Source organism: Ideonella sp. A 288, from assembly GCF_002198735.1.
In the GTDB taxonomy this organism is placed as follows: domain Bacteria; phylum Pseudomonadota; class Gammaproteobacteria; order Burkholderiales; family Burkholderiaceae_C; genus Pseudaquabacterium.
Genome location: NZ_MWLO01000079.1, coordinates 1 through 19392 on the forward strand (window position 1 = coordinate 1; position 19392 = coordinate 19392).

The following is a 19392-nucleotide window of genomic DNA, read 5'->3' on the forward strand; positions in this document are numbered from 1 at the left end:
CGGTGGTGGCGGCGCGATGGTCCAACTGCGCGTGGCAAAGGCATCGCGGGCGGCGTCGGCCGGGCCCACCCGCTGCTGCACCACGCGGGTGTCGAGCGACGCCAGGGCCTGGCTGCGTGCCGGCGCCACGGCGCTGGCGGTGGCCGCCGCCACCGAGGTGCCGGCCAGCAGCAGGTCGGAACTGCCTGCCGGCAAGGCGCCCGACGAGCGGTTCGGTGGCGGCGCCGGGCGCGTCGGCAGCGGACGCATGGCGGCCGAAGCGGCCGATGAGGCCGATGGCCGGGCACGCGCCGCCGTCGCGCCGGCGGCCGCACCGGAGTCTGCGGAATCGCCCAGCACCTGCCAGGCCGTGGCGCTGAGCGCGGCGCCGACGCCGGTGACCATCAGCGTGGTGCGGAGGCTGGGGCGGCGCGTCATCGGGCCAGGTGGAAGGTGAAGCTGACCTGCGCCTCGACCGCCGCATCGGCGATGTCCTTGCGCTGGAACTGCACCTGCTCGAGCGAGACGGTGGGCATCTCGCGCAGCACGGTGGTGACGAACTTGCGGATCACGGGGTAGCTGCCGGTCAGCGGCAGCACCATCTGGTAGCGGTCGAGGCGCCGGTCGGGCTGGCTGATCAGCCGGTACTCGGCACGCCTCATCTCGAGCCCCAGCGCGGTGGCCACCTCGTGCATGCGCGCCAGGCGGTCGCTCAGGCGCTCGTCCCTGGCGAAGTAGCCGTAGAACCCGGCCAGCTGGGCGCTCGGCGACGCCGCCTGCGCCAGCACGTCGCCCAGGCGGTCGAGCTTTTGGTCGCGCGGGGCCTGGCGCTGGGCCTGCAGGGCGTCCACGCGGGCCTGCAAGGGGCCCAGCGCCAGCCACTGCATCGCCAACGCGGCCAGCGCCAGGGCGATGCCGGCCCACAGCGCGAGCGCGGCGCGATGGTGCTGCAGCAGCCAGGCCAGCCGCGTCATGGCCTGACGCTCCACTGGCCCGACATCGTGAACTGGTAGGGCCGCTCGGGCACGTCCTCGCGGATCTGGTGGTTGAGCAGGTGCATGCCGCCCAGGGCCTCGGACTGTTCGAGCCGCTGCATCAGCGCCAGCACGGCCGGGTAGCTGCGGGCTTCGCCCTGGATGCGCACCACGCGCTTGCCGGCATCGGGCTCGATGGCCAGCAGCGCGGTGTCCTTGTCGAGCGCGGCTTCGATCGAGGCGAACAGCGCGTCCCAGGGCAGGGCCAGTTCGTCGAGCGTGCGGCGCGCGGCAGTCAGCTCGCGCTGCGTCTGGTCGCTGATGGGTTCCACGGGCCGGGCCTCGGCGATCTGCGGCCCGCTGCGCCGCTGCTGCTGGCGTTCGACCTCGTCGCGCAGGTCGAGCCAGCCGAAGCCGGCGTCGGCGGCCATGGCCACGCCCACGAGCAGCATCACCCAGGCCGGCCAGGTGGCGCGGCGGCGGACCAGGTCGAGGTCGAGGGCGCGCATCATCCGATCCCGCACAGGGCCAGCGTGGGCCGGCCCACGCCGTCGGCCGCGCCCAGCAGCCGGGCGGGCCGGCGCGCCGGGTCGGTCCAGGCGACGTCCTCGCCGACCAGCAGCACATCCAGCGGGGTGGGGGCGAGGTCGGCGTCCAGCGTGGACAGCTCCTGCTCGATGACCTCGGCCGCGTCGGCGTCGGTGCGCCGGCTGGTGATGTCGTGCCAGCGCTGCTGCTGCATCAGGCCCAGGCACACGCGGCCGGCCTCGACCACCGCGAAGGCGCCCTGGCCGCTGAGCTGCTTGCGCTGGTCGTTGAAGGCGGCGATGAGCAGCGGCTGCAGCGACCCCAGGCCCAGGCCGTGCCCGGCCAGCGTGGCGCCGAGCGCGTCGATCAGGGCGGTGTCCACCGCGCAGGCCAGGTGCGGGGCGCCGAAGCCGGTGTCGCGGGTGCGCACCGTCCAGCCGATCGCGGCGCTGCCGTAGGTCTGCTCGAAGTGCAGGCGTGCCCGCTGATCGACCTCGGCCGCGCCGGTGAGCTCGGCCTGCCAGGGCAGTACCGCATAGCGCACCCAGTGGTTCGACAGCACCACCGCGGCAGCGCCCTGCTTGACGCCGAACTCGGGCAGGGCCTCGCCGAGGGCCTCGATCGCGGCCTGCCAGGCCGGCTCGCCGGCCTTCGGGGCACAGCGCAGCGACCGTGCGCGGTCGACCGCGCGGCGCGGGCCGAGGCGCAGCCAGGCCAGGTCGACTCGATCGGGCGCCAGGCCGATGCGCAGGCGCTCACCCCACCAGCGTGACACGGTTGATCTCTTGCAGGGTGGATTCGCCGCGGCGCACGCAGTCCATGGCGGCGTCGCGCAGGAAGCGCGTGCCGTTGCGTGCGGCGGCCTCGCGCAGCACGCGCACCGGCTCGCCGCGGACGATGAGCTCGCGCAGTTCGTCGTCGAGCAGCAGGGTCTCGGCGATGGCGCGTCGGCCGCGGTAGCCGGTGCCGCGGCAGCGGCCGCAGCCGCGCCCGATGCGGAAGCGGAAGGCCCCCAGGTCGGCGCGGGCCAGGCCCGAGGCGGTGATGAGCGCGGCGTCGGGCTGGTCGTCGACGGCGCAATCGGCGCACACCATGCGCACCAGCCGCTGGGCGACCACGCCGTTCATGGCCGAGGCGAAGATGTAGGGCTCGACGCCCATGTGCGTGAAGCGGCCGATGACGTCGAAGGCGTTGTTGGCGTGCACCGTGGTGAAGACCAGGTGGCCGGTGAGCGCGGCCTGCACGGCGATCTCGGCGGTTTCGGGGTCGCGGATCTCGCCGACCAGGATGCGGTCGGGATCGTGCCGCAGGATCGAGCGCAGGCCGCGCGAGAAGGTCAGGCCCTTCTTCTCGTTGACGGGGATCTGCAGCACGCCGGCCAGCTGGTATTCCACCGGGTCTTCGATGGTGATGATCTTTTCCTGGCCGGTGTTGATCTCGCTGAGCATCGCGTACAGCGTGGTCGTCTTGCCGCTGCCGGTGGGGCCGGTGACGAGCAGCATGCCGTAGGGTTCGCGCGACAGCTTGCGCATGCGCACGATGGCCTCGTCGTCGAAGCCCAGGGTGCCGAGTTGCAGGCCCAGCAACTGGTCGGTCAGGGCCTGCTTGTCCAGGATGCGCAGCACCGCGTCTTCGCCGAAGATGCTGGGCATCACCGACACGCGGAAATCGATCGCACGGCCCTTCAGCGCCACCTTGAAGCGGCCGTCCTGCGGCACGCGGCGCTCGGAGATGTCGAGCTCGGCCAGCACCTTGATGCGCGAGATCACCTGCTCGGCCAGGTCGGCGCCGGCGATGTGGCCCACCGAGACCAGCACGCCGTCGATGCGGTACTTGATGGTCAGGCCGGCCGGCGTGGTCTCGACGTGGATGTCGCTGGCCAGCGACTTCAGCGCGTCGTAGAGCGTGGAGCTGACCAGCTTGACCACCGGGCTGTCGTCTTCGCTGATCGAGGTGATGGACAGCGACTGCACGGCCTCGGCGTCGTTGTCGTCGCTGGCCAGCGAGGTGCCGAGCACCGAGTCCATCGCGCGCATCGACTCTTCGTGCCGCGTGAGGTAGGCGCGCAGGTCGGCCGACAGGGCCAGCCGGAAGGCGAATGCGCCGCTGACGCGCTCTTCGGCCCAGGCGCGCAGGCGGGCGTCGAAGGGGTCTCCGAAGACCACCACCAGCCGCCCATCGGGATCGCGCAGGGCCACGCACTCGTGCTGCGCGGCGTCGGCGAAGGGCAGCACGTCGAAGGCCGGCTGCAGGCGGTGCAGGTCGTCCATCGTCAGGGCCGGGAATCGCACCGTGGCGGCCAGGCGCCGGATGAACTCGGCCGGCGGCAGGGCCAGGCGGGCGTCCAGGGCGTCCACCAGGCGGGTGCCGGACAGGCGTGCGTCGGCACGCGCCGCCACGATCGCGTCGGCAGGAATCACTTGGTCCCGGAGCGCCTCCGGTGAATCAACCAGTTTCATGGCACGAGCGACAGCGATGACATCTCGGATGCTAACTTTTGTTGCAGGTGCTCGGCCGACTTAACCTGCGACAAATGACCGCAGCGGCCTCGGGCACCCCAGGGTCGCGGGGTCACTTGACCTGCTCGGCGAGCTCGAAGATCGGCAGGTACAGCAACACCACGATCAGGCCCACCAGCGCGCCGATCATCACCATCAGGATGGGCTCGAACAGGCGGGTGAACCAGTCGATCCAGCGCGCCAGCTCGTCTTCGTAGAACAAGGCGATGCGGTCGACCATGTGGGCCATGCGCCCGGTGCGCTCGCCCACGGCCAGCAGCCGATGCGACACCTGCGTGGTGAGGCCCTGGGTGTGGAAGGCGCGCGACACCGGCTGGCCTTCGCGGATCTCGCGCGCGGCCTGCACGAGCCCGCCGCGCAGCACCGGAGAGAGCAGGCCACCGGCCATGTCCAGCGCGGTCGGCAGCGGGATGCCGCTCTTCAGCAGCATGCCCATCGTGCGGTAGAAGCGGGCCAGCTCGTACACCCTGAGCCGCTCGCCGACGCCGGGGGTCTTCCAGAGCTGGCGGCCGATCCAGGCGCGCACCGCGGGGCGCGACAGCGCGAAGGCGATGGCCGACACCACGGCGGCGATGCTGCCCAGCGTGACGGCGGCATGCGCCTCGAGCATCTGGCCCCAGCCGATCACCAGGCGGGTGAGGAAGGGCAGGTCGGTGCCGATCTCGTCGTAGATGCGGCTGAACTTGGGCACCACGTACAGCAGCATGAAGGCGGTGACGAGCACGCCCACCGACATCAGCATCACCGGGTACACCGAGGCCGCGACCACCTTGCGCTTGATGGCGCCGAGCTGGTTGTGGTAATCGAGGAAGCGGGTGACGGCCTCGCGGATGTCGCCGCTGCGCTCGGCCACGCGCACGCTGGCCACGAACAGTGGCGGGAAGAGTGCCGGCTGCATCTCCAGCGCGTCCGAGAAGCTGCGCCCGCGGTGCAGTTCGGTCTTCAGCGCGCCGAGGGCGACGACGGCCCCGCGGCCCTGTTCCTTCTCGGCCAGCAGTTCGATGGCCTCGACCAGCGACAACCCGGCGTCGAGCAGCGACACCAGTTGCTGGATGAACAGGTCGAGCGCGAACTTCGTGCGCGACTTGCCCAGCCACAGCGTCAGTGGGTTGCTGGCCTTGACGGACAGCACCGACAGCCCCTGGCTGACCGCCGCGCGCCGGGCCTCCTGGAGATCTCCGGCCTCGACCGTGAGGTGCACCACCTCGCTGGCCGACCGCAGCGCCTTGACGCTGAACTTCATCGGCGTGTGCTCATGGGCGGTCGAAGGGACGCAACCGAGGTGTCGCCACCGCGCGCGGCCGACGGTGCGGGCCGTCGGCCGGGCGGGCGATCACCAGTTGGTGATGTCGGCGTCTTCACCGGTGCCGCCGACCCGCCCGTCCTTGCCGAACGAGAACAGGTCGAACTCGCCGTGCTCGCCCGGCGACTTGTACTGGTACGGGTTGCCCCAGGCGTCGTTCGGCGCAGCCTTCTTCAGGTAGGGGCCGGACCAGCGGGCTTCGTTGTTGGGCTTGGTGAACAGCGCGGCCAGGCCCTGCTCGGTGGTGGGGAACCTGCCGGTGTCGATGCGGTACTGCTCGAGGGCCTTCTCGAAGCCGTCGATCTGCGCGCGCGCCGCCTTGATCTCGGACTTGCCGACCTGCGAGAAGTAGCGCGGGCCGACGTAGCTGACGAGCAGGCCGATGATGACCATCACCACCAGCAGTTCCAGCAGGTTGAAGCCGGCCTGGGCGCGGCGGCCGAAGGCCGTGGGCTGGGCCCGGACGTGGGGCCGCGCTGTGGCGGGAGCAGTGGGGAAGACGCTGTACAGCATGGCGAACCGTGTTGGTCAGAGGTTGTCGAGGTAGGTGCGCAGCTTGTGACTGCGGCGCAAGCTGCGGCGTGCCCGCTTTGCGGTCACGGCCGACTTTGTCGGAAAGTCCATGGCCAATGTCTTCGCCTGCGGCTCAGAGATTGTCCAGGTACGTCCGCAGCTTGTCCGAGCGACTCGGGTGCTTGAGCTTGCGGATGGCCTTGGCTTCGATCTGGCGGATGCGCTCGCGGGTGACGTCGAACTGCTTGCCGACCTCTTCGAGCGTGTGGTCGGTGCTCATCTCGATGCCGAAGCGCATGCGCAGCACCTTGGCCTCGCGCGGGGTGAGGCTGTCGAGGATGTCCTTCACCACGTCGCGCAGGCCGGCCTGCATGGCGGCCTCGATCGGCGCGGTGTTGTTGGTGTCTTCGATGAAGTCGCCCAGGTGGCTGTCGTCGTCGTCGCCGATCGGCGTTTCCATGGAGATCGGCTCCTTGGCGATCTTCATGATCTTGCGGATCTTGTCCTCGGGGATCTCCATCTTCTCGGCCAGCGTGGGGGCATCGGGCTCGAAGCCGAACTCCTGCAGGTGCTGCCGCGAGATGCGGTTCATCTTGTTGATCGTCTCGATCATGTGCACCGGGATGCGGATGGTGCGCGCCTGGTCGGCGATGCTGCGGGTGATGGCCTGGCGGATCCACCACGTGGCATAGGTGGAGAACTTGTAGCCGCGGCGGTATTCGAACTTGTCCACCGCCTTCATCAGGCCGATGTTGCCCTCTTGAATGAGGTCGAGGAACTGCAGGCCGCGGTTGGTGTACTTCTTGGCGATCGAGATCACCAGCCGCAGGTTGGCCTCGATCATCTCCTTCTTGGCGTCGCGACTGGCCTTCTCGCCCGCGTTCATCTTGCGGTTGATGTCCTTCAGGTCGTCCAGCGGCACCACGGCGTGCAGTTGCAGGTCGATCAGCTTCTGCTGCAGTTCCTGCACCGCGGGCAGGTTGCGGCCCATGATGGCGCTGTAGGGCTTGGCCGCCGCCACTTCCTTCTCGGCCCACTTCAGGTTCAGGATGTTGGGCGGGAAGGTCTTGATGAAGTGTTCCTGCGGCATGCCGCAGCGGTCGACCACGATCTTGCGGATCTCGCGCTCGAAGCGCCGCACGTCGTCCACCTGCGAGCGCAGCACGTCGCACAGCCGCTCGATGGTCTTGACCGTGAAGCGGATGGTCATCAGGTCTTGCGTCAGCACCTGCTGGGCCTTGGCGTAGGCGGGCGAGTGGTAGCCCTCCTTCTCGAAGGCCTTGCGCATCTTCTCGAAGTGCGTGCGCACGGTGCCGAACTTCTCGAGCGCCTGCGACTTCAGCTCTTCGAGCTTCTTGGTCAAGGCCCTGCTGCCGCCCTGGCCGTCGTCGTCGTCTTCCTCGTCGAACTCGTCGAAGTCTTCCTCGGCCACGTAGTCGTCGGCCTCGTCGTCGGAGACGAAGCCGTCCACCGCCTCGGAGATCTGCATGTCGCCGGTGGCGATGCGGTCGGCCATCGAAAGGATCTCGGCGATGGTCTTGGGCGACGCCGAGATGGCCTGCATCATCGATTGCAGGCCGCCCTCGATGCGCTTGGCGATCTCGATCTCGCCCTCGCGGGTGAGCAGCTCGACCGAGCCCATCTCGCGCATGTACATGCGCACCGGGTCGGTGGTGCGGCCGAATTCGCTGTCGACCGTGGACAAGGCCGCTTCGGCGGCCTCCTCGGCCTCTTCTTCGGTCGCGGTGGTGGTGGTGCCACCGGCGATCAGCAGCGTGGCCGCGTCGGGTGCCTGTTCGTACACCGCGATGCCCATGTCGTTGAGCATCGACACGATGGCTTCGAGGATCTCGTTCTCGACCAGCTTCTCGGGCAGGTGGTCGTTGATTTCCTGGTGCGTGAGGAAGCCACGCGTCTTGCCCATCTTGATGAGCGTCTTCAGCTCGAGCCGGCGCTTGGCGACTTCTTCTTCGGTGAGCGTGGTCTCGTCCAGGCCGAACTCGCGCATCAGCGCGCGTTCCTTGGCGCGCGAAACCTTCATGCGCAGCGGCTTGACCTTGGCCTCGGGCGTGCTGGCCTCGTCGGTGGTCTCGGACTCCGCCTCGACTTCGACCTCGGGTTCGAGATCGGCTTCGATGTCGCCCAGGTCCTCGTCGTCGGCCTTGGAAGCCACCTTGTCGTCCTTGGCCTTGCCGCCTTTGGCCGACTTGCCGCCCTTGTCGGGCTTGGCCGCAGCCTGCGCCTTGTCGACCTTGGCGGCCGGCTGTACCTTGTCGCCCTTGGCCGCCGGCTGCAGTTTCTCGACCTTGCCTGCCGCGGCCTTGAGCACCGGCTTGGCGGTCGGCTCGGCCGAAGCGTCCTTCGCAGACTTGGCCTTGGCGGCCGGCGTCGGTGCGGGGGCCGGCTTGGCAGCGGCGGGCTTGGCGGGAGCGGCGGCGGGCTTCTTGGCGTTCATGCGTTTCCTAGCGCGTGTGGACGATTGGGCGCCGCGCGGCGTTCACGACAGACCGCGCCGGTGGCGCGCCAGCACCAGCCAGCGCCCTCCGGCGCACCCATGCCCCGGGGAGCCCCGGACGAGGTGGACGAAGCGCGGTCAGGCAAGCTCGCGTGGACGTTGCTGCGGTGCAGCCCTGTGAGGATATGTGGTGGCCAGATGCGTTGTGCATGCCCATGTCGAGGGTGGCCGGGTTCCTGCAGGTGCTGCCGTCACTCTTGCCGACAACAAAGGCCCAAATTATACGGTGAGCACCATCGCGTCCCAGGCCCCGGATCAACCCTCTTGCAGCGGGGCCGGGGGCTGGGTCTTCAGGCGATTGCGCAACTGGGTGAGGGTATTGAAACGTCCCCGCTCCACCTCCGACAGGTCCCCCGACTCCAGCAACCAGTTCAACTCATCGGCGACGGCCCGCAGCTTCAGCTGGTGCACCAGCGCAGCCATGTCCTCGGCCGGCACGCCGTCCAGCGCCTCGTGGAATTGCTGGAGACGGGCCAGCAGCGGTGCCAGGGTGTCTGCTTCGGCGTCGCGGGCCAGTTCGTCCAGCACGGCGGCCATGGCCATCGTGCCGTGTTCGTGCAGCAGGCGCTCGATGGCCGAGAAGAAGGGTCCGTAGGGCGCCGGTTGCGAGATCAGCATCTCGTGCGTGGCCTGCGGCATGTCGTGCCACAGGTCGGTGTGGCCGGCGACCAGCCAGCAGGCCCGGTCGAGCAGCGTGGCGGTGTGCGGCGGGGCCCGGCCGCCGCCCATGGCGCGCATGCGCACCGCGCCGGTGGCGGGCTTGGAACTGCGCTCGCGCTGGCGGCGGCCCCAGTGCTGCTGCAGGGCTTCGAGCGTCAGGCCGGCGCGCTGGGCCAGGTCGGCCTCCACCTGGCCGCGCAGCAGGCCTTCTGGCAGCAGTTCCACCAGCGGCCGGGCCTGGCTGATCAGCCGCGACCGGCCCTCGGCGGTGGCCAGGTCGCAGCCCTCGCCGGCCTGGGTGGCCAGTTGCACCGACAGGGGCACCGCCTGCGTCACGGCCTGTTCGAAGGCGTCGGCGCCGAGTTCGCGCACGTAGGAATCGGGGTCGTGCTCGGGCGGCAGGAACAGGAAGCGGATGGTGCGGGTGTCGGTGGCGTGCGGCAGCGAGGCCTCCAGCGCCCGGCCGGCGGCGCGGCGGCCGGCGGCGTCGCCGTCGAAGCTGAAGACCACCGAATCGGTGAAGCGGAACAGCTTGGCCACGTGCTCGGCCGTGCAGGCCGTGCCCAGCGTGGCCACGGCATTGCCGAAGCCGCTTTGCGCCAGCGCCACCACGTCCATGTAGCCCTCGACGACCAGCACATGGCCGCGCGCGCGCAGCGCCTGCCGCGCCTCGTACAGGCCGTAAAGTTCCTGGCCCTTGTGGAACAGCGGTGTTTCGGGCGAGTTGAGGTACTTGGGCTCGCCGCGGTCGAGCACGCGGCCACCGAAGCCGATGACCTCGCCGCGCACTGAGCGGATCGGGAACATGATGCGGTCACGGAAGCGGTCGTAGCGCTTCTGGTCGGCTTCGTCCTCGCCCTGCACGATGACCAGGCCGGATTCGACCAGCAATGGGTCGTCGTAGCTGGGGAACACGCCCGCCAGCGTGCGCCAGCCCTCGGGCGCGTAGCCCAGCCCGAAGCGGGCGGCGATGGCGCCGGTGAGGCCGCGCGACTTGAGGTAGTCGATGGCGCGGGGCGAGGCCTTCAATGCCTGCTTGTAGTGCGCCTCGGCGCGCTCGAGCACGCTGCCCAGCGAGGCCTTCTGCTCGCGCTGTTTCGCCTCGCGGGCCTGCTCTTCCGGCGTGGTGCGCGTCTCGGGCACCACCAGGCCGGCCTGCTGGGCCAGTTCGCGCACCGCGTCCATGAAGCCCAGGCCGCCCTGCTCGGTGAGGAAGCGGATGGCGTCGCCATGCGCGCCGCAGCCGAAGCAGTGGTAGGTCTGGCGCGACGGGCTGACGATGAAGCTGGGCGACTTCTCGCCGTGGAAGGGGCACAGGCCCTTGTGGTTGATGCCGGCCTTGCGCAGTTCGACATGGCGGCCGACCACCTCGACGACGTCGACGCGGGACAGCAGATCCTGGATGAAACCCTGGGGCAGCACGCGGGCAGTCTATCGAAGCGCCCGGGGCGGGGCCCCGTTCGGTGCCCGGCGCGGGTGCCGGCGCACCGGGCTCAATCGCCCGCGCCGGGGTGGCCGCCGGCTGCGGCGGCGGGTGGCGGGAACACCAGGGCCGGCGCCAGCGCGAACAGGCCGCGCCAGTTGGCCACCCACTCTGCCACCTGGGCGGCCGGCATCGGCGCGGCGATGCCTTCGCCCTGGCCGATCTCGCAGCCCATGTCCAGCAGCATGCGGGCCTGCGCCGGAGTTTCGACGCCCTCGGCCACGGCCGTGCAGTCGAAGGTGCGCGCCAGGCTGACCACGCCTTCCACAATGGCCCGGTCCTGCGCGTCGGTGAGCATGTTCTTGACGAAGGAACGGTCGATCTTGAGCACCTGCACCGGCAGCCGCTTCAGGTAGGTGAGGGTGGAATAGCCGGTGCCGAAATCGTCCAGCGCCCAGCGCACCCCCAGCCGTGCGCAGCGTTCGAGCAGCGACGAGGTGAATCCGATGTCGGTGAGCGCGGCCGTCTCCAGCACCTCGAGCTCGAGGCGCGGGCCCAGGTGGCGCGAATGCCGTCCGAGCAGTTCGGCCAGGCGCTGCACGAAGTCGGCCTCCTGCAGGTGCCGCGCGGTGATGTTGACGCTGACCGACAGGTCGAGCCCCTGCGCCTGCCAGGCATCGAGCTGGTCGAGTGCGCGGGCCAGCACATGGTCGCCGATGCGCGCCGACAGCCCGGTGTGCTCGATCAGCGGCAGGAAGTGCACCGGCGACACCACGCCGTGGTCGGGGTGGTTCCAGCGCAGCAGCGCCTCGACCCCCAGCACCACCCCGCGCCGCAGGTCGACCTTGGGCTGGTAGTACAGCACCAGTTCGCCCTCGTCCAGCGCCTCCTGCACGCGGCCGATGGCGACCACGCGCTCCTCGGCGCGGCGCCGGTGCTCGGGGTCGAAGAATTCGAAGCCGTTGCGCCCGGCCTGCTTCACGTCGTACATGGCGTGGTCGGCGTGGCGCAGCAGCGTGTCGGCATCGCTGCCGTCCATCGGGAACAGCGTGGCGCCGACACTGGCGGTGATGCGCACCAGTTCGTCGTTGGGTGCCACGGCGAAAGGCTGGCCCACCACGCCCAGCACGCGGTCGATGGCGTGGCGGGTTTCGTCGACGCTGCCAGCATGCAGCAGCAGCACGAACTCGTCGCCGCCCAGCCGCGCCGCCACGTCGGCGCGGGCGGCCCCGCGCGAGCGCAGCGCGCTGCGCAGGCGGATCGCCAGTTCGGCGAGCAGTCGGTCACCGGCTTCGCTGCCGTGGCGGTCGTTGACCGCCTTGAAGTGGTCGATGTCGAGGCAGCACACGGCCAGCACGTGGCCGTCGGCCTCGGCCGAGCGCATGGCCTCGGTCATCAGCTGGCTGAGGTGGGCGCGGTTGGGCAGCCGGGTGAGTTCGTCGTAGAGCGCCTGGCGTTCCAGGCGCTCGCGCTGCAGGCGCTGCTCGGTGATGTCGCTGACCACCATGACGTGGTAGCGCAGCGTCGCGTCGGGCCCGTTGACGGTGGACACGGTGACCTGCAGTGCACAGGGGTCGCCGTTGCGGCGGCGGTCGACGACCTCGCCCACCCAGTGGCCGCTGGTGCGCAGGTCGGCCCACATCGCCGCCTGCTGCATGCGGCCGCCCTGGTCGTTGCTGCTGCCGGCGCGCAGCAGGCTGGGCACCGTGCCGATGAGTTCCTCGCGCGGCACGCCGGTGATGCGCGAGTAGGTGGGGTTGGCGTCGAGCACGCGCATCTCGGCGTCGGTGATCAGCAGGCCCTCGTGCAGGTGCAGGAACAGGTTGGACGACAGCGTCTGCCGCTCTTGCGCGCTGCGGCGGGCGCCGATGTCGGCGATCGAGGCAATGATGCGCAACGGCGCGCCGGCGGCGTCGCGCTCGGTGACGATGACGTGCAGGTCGAACCAGTACCAGCCTTCGGGCACCTGCAGCCGGGCCTCGTGCCGCAAGCCGGCACCGGGCGGGCTGTCGATGGCGGCCAGCGCGCTCAGCAGGGGCGGGCGGTCTTCGGGGTGCACATGGGCCAGCAGGCGGGCGATGCTGTCGGTGGTGACGCCATCGGGGTCGGACAGCAGGGCGCGCCAGCGCGGCGAGGTGTAGCCCTCGCCGGTGCGCATGTTCCAGTCGGCCACGCCGATGTCGGAGCCGTCGAGCGCCAGTTGCCAGCGGGCTTCGAGCCGCCCCAGTTCGCCGATCAGCACATGGGGCATCAGCACGAGCGCGGTCAGCGACAGCAGGAACGCGAACAGCAGCCCGGTGCCGCGGCCGCCGGTGGCTGCCGCAAACGGCCCCAGGCCGAAGGCGGTGGCGACGAGCAGGCCTGTGGCCAGCACCGCCACACAGGCCGAGGCCACGGCCGCGCCGCTGCGCAGCGCCAGCCAGCACACCAGCACCGGCAGCAGCAGCAGGGGCACCAGCGCACCGATGCCGGCGGAGGTGTTCAGCAAGAAGGCGAAGGCCGCCGCCGCGACGCTGGCGAGCATCAGGCTGGTGGTGCCGGGCCAGCGCTCGGGGTTGAAGGCACGGCGCCAGGACTGGGTGTCGGTGGTGATCAGCGGCACGCCCAGCACCAGCAGCCCCAGGGATTCGGACGCCCAGCGGGCGAGCCAGGTGGCGGGCAGGTCGGACGGGGCGATGCGGCCGAAGGCGGCCAGCCACGCGGCGGCGTTGGTGGCGCTGAGCATCGTGCCGCCCAGGATGCCGATGCCCAGCAGCAAGAGCAGGTCGCGGCGTTGCGGCAGGCGCCGGTCGAACACCGCCCGACCCAGCCAGTGCGCCGCCATCCAGGCCCCCGCCGTGCTGCCGGCGCCCAGCGCGACGGCCAGCCCTGGGGGCGCCCCGACCGCGAACGCCGCGATCGCCGAACCGATCCAGAGCGCCGGCACGCAACCCGCGCCCCAGTGCAGCAGCACGGCCAGCGCGACGCCGGACAATGGCCACAGCATCGGCACCTGGAACGACAGCGGCGGGAAGACCCGGGCCAGTTGTCCCGCCACCACCAGTGCGATCACGATGAGCAGCAGGCGCACGGCCCAGGCCTGCACGCGAGCGGCCAGTGGAGGGGAAGGAGACATCATGGGCTGGGGGCGCGCCGCGTCATGGCCGCGGCGGCATCACAGTGGACCACAGCCACCCGGCGGGCCGCCATCCCTGTGTCGGGCGGCGTGACCAGCGGTGGCGCCTGGCGCCGGTGCCGGGTCGTCACTGCTTCGACGTGCCGCATGGCGGCCTGTGCGTGGCCACCGGGGCAGTGCCGGGCATTCAGGACGCGATCAGGAAATCCTCGATCTTGGCGCCGCCTTCGATGGCAGCCCGCAGCCATTTGGGTTGAAGGCCACGGCCGCTCCAAGTGTCGCCAGTGGCCTGGTTGCGGTACTTGGCGGCCACCTTGCTGGGGGTGTCCTTGGCACGGACCGTGGACACCTTGGCGGTGATGTCCGCGGCCGTCAAGCCATGTTCGGCCATCAGGGTGCGCACCTTGGCGATCGCCGACGCGCGTTCTTCACGCCGGGCGTCGGCGATTTTGCGGTCGATTTCGGCTCGCTTGGCCAGCAGGTCTTGAATGGTATCCATGGAAACACTCCGAGGGTGGGAAGCAACTGCGCGGGATTATAGGTATCTGCGCGCGCACAATCACATCGGGTTTCCGGCAGAAACAATGTCGGGCAGCCACCGCGGTTCAATTTGGGGCGCTGCTGTCTAAGTCTTGGCCGGCCAAGGTAATGCCCCAGGTAATGGGTGCAGGCCATGGGTGCGGGAAAACCATCGCACCGGGGTCCCATCAACAGGCATGTGGCGCCGCCCACCCGGGTGCCACACGGGTGTGGCGGCGGCGCCTCGTGCTTCAGTTCGAAGGGGGCACGTAGCCGGTCGGCTGGTCGACGTCCTCGCCACCAAAGAAGAAGCGTTCCATCTGCCGCGCCAGATACTGGCGGGCCCGCTGGTCGGCGAGATTCAGGCGGTTTTCGTTCACCAGCATGGTCTGGTGGCGCAGCCACGCTTGCCAGGCTTCCTTGCTGATGTTGTCGTAGATCCGCTTGCCGAGTTCACCGGGGTAGGGGGCGAAATCGAGGCCTTCGGCCTCTTTCTTGAGGTGGGCGCATTGCACCATTCTTGACATGGGGAATCTCCGGTGGTCAGGGTATGCACTAAACGAGTTTCTTGATCAGGACCTGCGAACGACGGTCCCAGTTGTATTTGCGCTTGCGGGCGTCGGGCAACCACTCGGGGTCGACGTGTACGAAACCCCGCTTGATGAACCAGTGCATGGTTCGGGTGGTGAGCACGAAAATGCTGTCCAAACCGAGCGACCGGGCCCGTTGCTCGATGCGTTTGAGGATTCTCTCGCCATCGCCCTGGCCCTGCACCTGTGGGGATACCGTCAACGCGGCCATTTCGCCGGTGCGGCCCTCGGGATACGGGTACAGCGCGGCGCAGCCGAAAATCACGCCATCGTGCTCGATGACGGTGTAGTTGGCGATGTCGCGCTCGATTTCCGTGCGTTCGCGGCGCACCAGCGTGCCGTCGCGCTCGAAGGGTTCGATCAGTTGCAGGATGCCGCCCACGTCGTCGGCGGTGGCCTCGTGCAGGCTCTCGAGCTTCTCGTCGACCACCATGGTGCCGATGCCGTCGTGGGTGAACACCTCCTGCAGGATGGCGCCGTCGACGGCGAAGGGCAGGATGTGCGAGCGCTCGACGCCCGACTCGCAGGCCTTCACGCAGTGCTGCAGGTAAAACGCCAGGTCGGTGGGCTGGGTGGGGCGGGGCAGGTCGGCCAGCAGTCGGCGGGCGTCGACCAGGGCCATTTCGGTGTCGATCGGGCTGGCCGGGTCATTGCGATCCTCGAGGATGCCGGGGATCTCGGTCAGGAACAGCAGCTTGTCGGCCTGCAGCGCGATGGCCGTGGCGGTGGCCACCTCTTCCATCGCCAGGTTGAAGGCCTCGCCCGTGGGCGAGAAACCGAAGGGGCTGAGCAGCACCACCGCCCCGATGTCGATGGCCCCGCGGATGGACTTGGCGTCGACCCGCCGCACCACGCCGCTCTGCATGAAATCGACACCGTCGACGATGCCCACCGGCCGGGCGATCAGGAAGTTGCCGGACACCACCCGCACGGTGGCATTGGCCATCGGCGTGTTGGGCAGGCCCTGCGAGAAGGCTGCCTCGATCTCGAAGCGCAACTGGCCGGCGGCCTCCTGGGCGCAATCCAGCGCCACGGCGTCGGTGATGCGCATGCCGTGGCTGAAGCGCGACGAGTGCCCCTTGGCCGCAAGCTGCTCGTTCACCTGCGGGCGGAAGCCGTGCACCAGCACCAGCTTGATGCCCATGGCGTGCAGGATGGCCAAGTCCTGGGCGACGTGGTCCAGCTTGCCGGCGGCGATCAGCTCGCCGGTCATGCCGACGACGAAGGTCTTGCCCCGGTAGGCATGGATGTACGGGGCCACGGCCCGGAACCAGGGCACGAAGGTGTGGGGGAAGACCAGGCTCATCGTGCGCCGATTGTGCCGCAGGGACCGCAACGGCCTGCCGGCGGCGTGGCGGAGGCGACGGCACCCGGTGGGCCGCCTCAAGTCCGTGCGCGCCCGACCGATAACAGGACACGATGCCATCGATCCCAACTTGTCGCCCCTCGCCCGTCGGGCGCACGCACCTGCCCAGGCGGCGCCGTGGCGTCACCCTGGTCGAGTTGATGGTCGGGGTGACCCTGGCGGGCGTGCTGGCAGCCATCGCCTACCCGTCCTACCAGGCGCAGATCGCCCGGGGCCGGGTGGTCCAGGCGGTCAACGACATCGGCGAGCTGTCGATCCAGCTCGAGCGGTACTTCACCGAGAAGGGCAAGTTTCCGCCCAGCCTGGCCGCGGCCGGCCTGGCGCGCAACGATCCGTGGGGCAACGCCTACCAGTACCTCAACATGGACGGCGCCAAGGTGGGTCAGGTGCGCAAGGACAAGTCGCTGCACCCGCTGAACACCGACTATGACCTCTACAGCAAGGGGGCCGACGGCGCATCCGCCACGCCGCTGACGGCCAAGGCCAGCCACGACGACATCATCCGGGGCAACAACGGTGGCTTCATCGGGCTCGCCGAGAAGTACTGAACCGCCATTGGCCGTGGCATCGGAGGCATCGTCGCGTTCGATTGGCCGTGGTCGCACCAGCCGCGTCGGCTGGCGGGTGACCGCGTTGTTCGTGCTGGCGGCTGCCGTGCCCACCCTGTTGCTGGCCGCACTGGCCCACCAGGCGGTGCGGCAGGCCGAGCAGGCCCGCGAGGTGCAGACGCTGAGCCAATCGGCCAAGGTGGCCGGCCTGCAGGTGCTGGACCGCCTGCGCATGGCCCGGCAGGCACTGGTCTTCGAGTCGGTCCAGCCATTCGCGAAGCCAAGCGGTGGCGAGTCACCCTTGCGGGCCGTGGTGTCCGTGTCGGCGTCCGGCGACGTGGTGCTGCTGCGCGGCGCCGAGGACCGTCGGCGGCTGCAGGCGCTGGCCTTGGCGCCGGCGGCGCAGGGGCTGATGGTCTCGCCGACGGCCGGTGGGGCACCCGCCGTCGTGGTGAGCCACCTGGACCAGGCCAGCGGACGACGCTGGCTGGGCCTGGTCGATCCGGCGTTCCTGTGGGAGGACGCCGACGACCTGCCGCCGGACCAGTGGCTGTGCGTCGTCGGCCCACAGCGTGAGCCGCTTTACTGCAACGATCCCGGTGCGACGACCCTCGCACTGCGGCACCTGGCGGCGGACCCGCCGGTCGACGGCCGCCCGCATGCGTTCGAGGCGCCGTCGCGGGTGGACGGGCAGGTCATGGTGCACAAGCCGTTGTTCCTGGACGCGCACTTCAAGTCGGCCGACTGGCACTTCATGGCCGGGTCGACCGACGGCGCAGCGCCGGCTGCGTCCGGGCTGCTGGGCTCGCTGATGCCGCTGGTGGCCCTGGCCAGCCTGCTGTCCGCCGGCCTGCTGAGCCTGGTGCAGGTGCGCCGCACGCTGCAGCCGCTGGGACGCCTGGCCGACGGCGCACGCCGCATGGCCCGGCAACAGTTCGGTACCCGCGTGGCGGTGCAGTCGCACGACGAGTTCGGCGAACTGGCCGAGGCCTTCAACGACATGGCCGCTCGCCTCGAGTGGCATTTCGAGGAGACCGAGGCACTGGCCTCGATCGACCGCGACATCGTCGCCTTGCGCGCGCTGGACATCGTGCTGGCCCGCGTGGCGCAGCGCGCGGCCAAGTTGCTGCCCGGCCATGCGGTGGTGGTCGGCCGGTCCGGGCCGGCCGAGACAGACCCCTGGCCGTGCCAGGTGGTGCGGCCCGGCGTCGACAGCCCGCAGGCGCTGGCGATCGCCATCGAACCCAGCAGCCGACAGCGCTGGATGCAGGCCGAGGGCGCCTGGCTCGATGGTGAGCCGGAGCGGCTGGCGCTGCAAGACCCTGTGGGCCTCGAACCGAGCGTGACGCTGCGGCTGCTGGGCATGTCGGGCGGTGGACGCCTGTATGGCTTCCTGGCCATCGCGGCGCCGGCGTCGGTCACCGTGGACGGCGCCGCCCTGCGCCACCTCGAAGAGCTGCGCAACCGTGCGGTGGTGGCCGCCAACGCTGCGCACCGCGAACAGCGCCTGTTGCACGACGCGCGCCACGACCCCCTCACCGACCTGCTCAACCGCGCCGGCCTGCGCGAGGCGCTGGTCGCGGCCGGCGCGCAAGCCGCGGCCAGCGGGCGACCGCTGGCCGTGCTGTACGTCGACATCGATCGGTTCAAGGCCGTCAACGACAGCCAGGGCCACGCGATCGGCGACCAGGTGCTCTGCGAGATCGCACGGCGCCTGCGCCGCATGGTGCCGAACGACGCCGTGCTGGCCCGTCCTGCGGGCGACGAATTCGTCGTGGTGCTGCCGGAACTGGCGCGCGAAGGCGATGCCCGCGGGGTGGCCGATTCCATCTGCCGCGACCTGGCCAATGCCCACCGCACCTCGCACTGGACCGTGCCGCTGGGGGCCAGCATCGGCGTTGCGCTGCATGTCGGTGGCGACCTGGTCGTCGACGACCTGCTGCGCCACGCCGACCAGGCCATGTACGAGGCCAAGCGCCTGGGCAAGGGACGCGCGGTGAGCTTCGAGTCCCAGTTCGACAGCGCCGCGCAGCAGCGCGCTCGCATCGAGCGCGAGCTGCCGCTGGCCATCGAGCGCAACGAATTGCGCCTGCTGTTCCAGCCGCGCGTGGACGCCCGCAGCGGCGTGATGGAATCGGTGGAGGCGCTGGTGCGCTGGCAGCACCCGACCCGGGGCCTGTGCCCGCCCTCGGAGTTCATCTCGGTGGCCGAGGACTGCGGGCTGATCGAGCCGCTGGGCCTGTGGGTCATCGAGGCGGCTTGTGCCCAGTTGCGCGAGTGGCGCGACCAGGGCATCCACGGCCTGCGCGTGGCGGTGAACCTGTCGGCCCACCAGATCGAATCGGACCGCATCGAGGGCGACCTGGTGGCCGCGCTGGCGCGCCACCGCCTGGCCCCCGCCGATCTGGAACTGGAGATCACCGAGAGCGTGTTCGTCGGCGATTCCACGCCCACGGTGCTGCGGCTCGATCGCCTGCGCCGCCGCGGCCTGGTGATCGCGCTCGACGATTTCGGCACCGGCTACTCGTCGATGTCCTACCTGCGCCGCCTGCCGGTGGACATCCTGAAGATCGACCGGTCCTTCGTCACCGACCTGGGGCGAGACCCGGCGGCGCGGGCGGTGACCCATGCCATCGTCGCCCTGGCCAGCTCGCTGGGCCTGCGCACCGTGGCCGAGGGCGTGGAGACCGAGACGCAGCGCCAGGCCCTGTGCGACCTGGGCGTGGACGAACTGCAGGGCTACCTGTTCGGCCGTCCGCTGGAACCCGCCCGGGTGGTGGCCCTGCTCGAGGCCGCGTCGGACGCGGAGGCCGCGATCACCTGACCGACGCCGCCCGGTT

The 19392-nt window shown here is 70.2% G+C and carries 14 protein-coding genes and 1 pseudogene; 2 read left to right on the top strand and 13 right to left on the bottom strand.

All coding sequences use genetic code 11. The annotated features are described in order from the left end of the window. The 13 genes and pseudogenes from EOINJALH_RS06675 to argA all read right to left on the bottom strand — a co-directional run. Positions 1 to 417, bottom strand: a pseudogene (locus EOINJALH_RS06675) (hypothetical protein); the annotation flags it as partial. Beyond that, a complete protein-coding gene (locus tag EOINJALH_RS06680) occupies positions 414 to 953 on the bottom strand; it encodes a hypothetical protein (protein WP_088279568.1) in 540 nt (179 codons plus the stop codon). The gene EOINJALH_RS06680 and the pseudogene EOINJALH_RS06675, both read right to left, overlap by 4 nt. Continuing rightward, positions 950 to 1462, bottom strand: coding sequence for a PilN domain-containing protein (locus tag EOINJALH_RS06685; RefSeq protein ID WP_088279570.1), 513 nt, complete (start codon positions 1460 to 1462; stop codon positions 950 to 952). Before EOINJALH_RS06685 ends, EOINJALH_RS06680 begins: the two co-directional genes overlap by 4 nt. Beyond that, positions 1462 to 2256: a hypothetical protein gene (locus tag EOINJALH_RS06690; RefSeq protein WP_088279572.1), complete on the bottom strand. Its 795-nt coding sequence runs from the start codon at positions 2254 to 2256 to the stop codon at positions 1462 to 1464. The genes EOINJALH_RS06685 and EOINJALH_RS06690 overlap by 1 nt, the downstream gene beginning before the upstream one ends. After that, a complete protein-coding gene (locus EOINJALH_RS06695) occupies positions 2237 to 3940 on the bottom strand; it encodes a GspE/PulE family protein (RefSeq protein ID WP_088279573.1) in 1704 nt (567 codons plus the stop codon). The genes EOINJALH_RS06690 and EOINJALH_RS06695 overlap by 20 nt, the downstream gene beginning before the upstream one ends. A 112-nt stretch (positions 3941 to 4052) precedes the next feature. Further along, complete coding sequence (locus EOINJALH_RS06700; protein WP_088279574.1) at positions 4053 to 5243, bottom strand: type II secretion system F family protein; 1191 nt, start codon at positions 5241 to 5243, stop codon at positions 4053 to 4055. Positions 5244 to 5333: 90 nt separating this feature from the next. Next, on the bottom strand, positions 5334 to 5816 hold the full coding sequence (gspG, locus tag EOINJALH_RS06705) for a type II secretion system major pseudopilin GspG (protein ID WP_088279575.1): 483 nt from the start codon (positions 5814 to 5816) through the stop codon (positions 5334 to 5336). Positions 5817 to 5949: 133 nt separating this feature from the next. Further along, a complete protein-coding gene (gene rpoD, locus EOINJALH_RS06710; RefSeq protein ID WP_088279576.1) occupies positions 5950 to 8271 on the bottom strand; it encodes an RNA polymerase sigma factor RpoD in 2322 nt (773 codons plus the stop codon). A 315-nt stretch (positions 8272 to 8586) separates the two neighbouring features. Then, positions 8587 to 10413, bottom strand: coding sequence for a DNA primase (gene dnaG, locus EOINJALH_RS06715; RefSeq protein ID WP_088279577.1), 1827 nt, complete (start codon positions 10411 to 10413; stop codon positions 8587 to 8589). Between the two features lie 71 nt (positions 10414 to 10484). Then, positions 10485 to 13529, bottom strand: coding sequence for an EAL domain-containing protein (locus EOINJALH_RS06720; protein WP_088279590.1), 3045 nt, complete (start codon positions 13527 to 13529; stop codon positions 10485 to 10487). A 187-nt stretch (positions 13530 to 13716) separates the two neighbouring features. Further along, a complete protein-coding gene (locus tag EOINJALH_RS06725; protein WP_088279578.1) occupies positions 13717 to 14028 on the bottom strand; it encodes an H-NS family nucleoid-associated regulatory protein in 312 nt (103 codons plus the stop codon). A 271-nt stretch (positions 14029 to 14299) separates the two neighbouring features. Then, complete coding sequence (locus EOINJALH_RS06730) at positions 14300 to 14575, bottom strand: oxidative damage protection protein (RefSeq protein ID WP_088279579.1); 276 nt, start codon at positions 14573 to 14575, stop codon at positions 14300 to 14302. A gap of 28 nt (positions 14576 to 14603) precedes the next feature. After that, a complete protein-coding gene (gene argA, locus EOINJALH_RS06735) occupies positions 14604 to 15944 on the bottom strand; it encodes an amino-acid N-acetyltransferase (RefSeq protein WP_088279580.1) in 1341 nt (446 codons plus the stop codon). A 113-nt stretch (positions 15945 to 16057) separates the two neighbouring features. Between argA and EOINJALH_RS06740 the strand changes: the two genes are divergently transcribed. Then, positions 16058 to 16552 (top strand): prepilin-type N-terminal cleavage/methylation domain-containing protein, encoded by a 495-nt coding sequence (locus tag EOINJALH_RS06740; protein WP_088279581.1) that lies wholly within the window; start codon positions 16058 to 16060, stop codon positions 16550 to 16552. A 76-nt stretch (positions 16553 to 16628) separates the two neighbouring features. Beyond that, entirely contained in the window at positions 16629 to 19376 is a 2748-nt protein-coding gene (locus tag EOINJALH_RS06745) for a bifunctional diguanylate cyclase/phosphodiesterase (RefSeq protein WP_144289891.1), read from the top strand. The last annotated feature ends 16 nt before the right edge of the window (positions 19377 to 19392 follow it).